The 2,745-nt window shown below is 53.5% G+C and carries 1 protein-coding gene; it reads left to right on the plus strand.

The annotated features are described in order from the left end of the window. Positions 1–277: 277 nt before the first annotated feature. Positions 278–2,745: PAS domain S-box protein (locus EXE41_RS18375; protein WP_137691763.1), on the plus strand; the 2,468-nt coding region annotated here is incomplete at its 3' end.

The raw sequence follows: 2,745 nt of genomic DNA on the forward strand, positions 1-2,745 counted from the left end.
ATTGTTGGTACAGTTGTCGCCAGTTGAGTGGAGGAACTAATCGACCTTCTAAGCATCGCTACCGTGAACTCCCAATCTGATTCATACACCGCAAGCCGCAAGACCGCAGTCTATCAACAATGTGCTACGCAAAGGTTAACCGAGTCAGCAAGTGTCGGCTGTGCCGTCGAGTTTCCGCTGTTATCCTGGTGAAATGCTGCGTGTCGGCAACCCTCTGAATTTCTGTCTTGAGAAATGCTTGGATAGTGTTATTATCCAGCTATTATTATATTCGTTCATGAACAGTGAAGCAAGCATCCACGTGCTTCATGTCGACGATGAACCAGACTTCGCTGAGTTAACTGCGGAGTTTCTGAAACGCGAGGATGATAACTTCACCATCACGACAGCGACGAGCGCCAGTAAGGGACTAGAACACCTCTCTCGTGGCGACTTCAACTGTATCGTCTCTGATTACGATATGCCTACACAGAACGGTATCGAGTTTCTCAAATCTGTCCGAGAGAACTATCCTGACCTGCCATTCGTGCTGTTTACTGGCAAGGGTTCTGAGGAGGTTGCTGGTGAAGCTATCTCCGCTGGCGTGACTGACTATCTCCAAAAAAAGCGTGTAGCTGACCAGTATACTGTATTGGCGAACCGACTGCGAAACGCCGTCGAACGATATCGTGCCGAAAAAGAGCGCAAACGGCAGCGCAAAGCCATTGAAACGGCGCAAGAAGGCATTAGCATCCTTAATGAGGACGGTGAGTATATCTACGTCAATCAGGCCTACGCAGACATCTACGGATATGACCCCGACGAGATGGAGGGGGAACACTGGGAACTGATCTACCCCGACAGCGACACAGCGATGGTGCGGGACGTTATTTTGCCGACTGTCGCCGAAGATGGCTACTGGAGCGGGGAGACAACTGGGCTCCGAGCCGACGGAACGACCTTCGTTGAGGATCACACCGTTGCTCAGACGGAGACCAGTGAGCTAGTCTGTTCGGTACGGGATCGCTCTGTGAAACAGGAACAGGAGATGGCACTCACTCAATTTCGCACACTCGTCGAGACTCTCAACGATCCGGTCTACGTACTTGATGAAACAGGACACTTCGAATACGTGAACGACGCGTTCATCGAAATGGTTGGGTACGAGCGTGTGAGAATTATTGGAGCGTCACCAGCACTAATTAAGTCATCGGAGGTGGTCGACCGCTCGGAAAGTCACCTCGGGAGGATTCTTTCGTCGAACGGCCCCGATAGCGTACAGTTCGAGATTGAGGTCCAGCCCGCCAAAGGGGAGCCAATCCCCTGTGAGGATCACATGGGCGTCTTACCCTACGAAGGGGAGTCTTTCGAGGGGTCAGTTGGGATTTTGCGTGATATCAGCGAGCGTAAAAAGCGCAAACAAGAGCTTGAGCAGACAAATACTGTTCTTCGCACAATCGTCGAAAATCTGCCGATGGGCGTACTCGTTGAAGACGCTGAACGTGACATACTCATGGCAAACGACCAGTTGGGCGAAACACTTGGCGTCCCAATCGACAGCGAGGAAGTAATTGGACGCGACTGCGCCACAGCAGCTGAAGAATTTAAATCCCGATTCACCGACCCAGAGGCGTTCATCGAGGCGATTTCCGAAAGGCTCGAACAACGGGAGTTGGTTCAAAACGAAGAACTCCACCTCACAGATGGTCGCGTGATAGAGCGCGATTACGTGCCGTACACTCTGCCCGACGGTGAAGCGAACTTATGGCTGTACCGTGACATCACAACACGTAAGCAGCAAAGTCAAAAACTTGAGCAGGCCAACGAGTTCCTTTCACAGACCCAAACCGTCGCAGATGTCGGTGGCTGGGAGCTTGACCGCCGAACAGAGTCGCTCCGTTGGACCGACGAAGTCTATGAGATCTACGGCGTCGACATGGAGTTCGAGCCAACGGTTGAGGATGCGGTCGGGTTCTACCACCCCGAGGATCAGGCGACGATCCGGGATGCCGTTGAGCGGGTGACGGCCGAGGGCGAACTGTTCGACTTGGAGTTGCGCATTGTCACGACGGACGAGGAGGTGCGATGGGTTCGCACCCGCGGCGAGCCTTGGCATGTGGACGGCAAAATTGTCGGTGTGCGCGGCACGTCTCAGGACATCACCGGGCGGATAGAACGCCAACAGAGACTCGAAGAGTTCGCCAGCGTTGTGTCACACGATCTGCGGAACCCGCTAAACGTTGCTACCGGGCATCTTGAGTTGGTGGCCGACGAGTCTGATAGCGACCATCTCAACAGTGTCCGCCGAGCACTAGGGCGGATGGAGGCGCTGATTGAAAATCTTCTCATTTTGGCTTGGGAAAATAAAGAGGTGAGTGACACCCAGCCGGTTGATCTCGCGACGATAGCCGACAGGTGTTGGGAGAACGTTCAGATGGAGCAGGGACGCGTAATTACTACGGTCAATCGAACCGTGTGGGCAGATAGCAGTCGTCTCAAGCAAGTATTTGAGAACCTGTTTCGGAACGCGGTTGAACACGGTGGGTCAGAGGTGACAGTGACGGTCGGAGAACTAGCCGATGGGTTCTATATTGAAGACGATGGGGCAGGCATTCCGACCGACGAACGCAACGCTGTCTTTGAGGTGGGCTACTCGCAGTCGGCAAATGGAACCGGGTTCGGACTGAATATTGTCAAACAGATTGTTGATGCTCACGACTGGCAGATTCGCGTTACGGACGGGACGGACGGTGGAGCACGGTTTGA

The sequence above is a fragment of the Halorubrum sp. SD690R genome, from assembly GCF_005435035.1.
Taxonomy (GTDB): domain Archaea; phylum Halobacteriota; class Halobacteria; order Halobacteriales; family Haloferacaceae; genus Halorubrum; species Halorubrum ezzemoulense.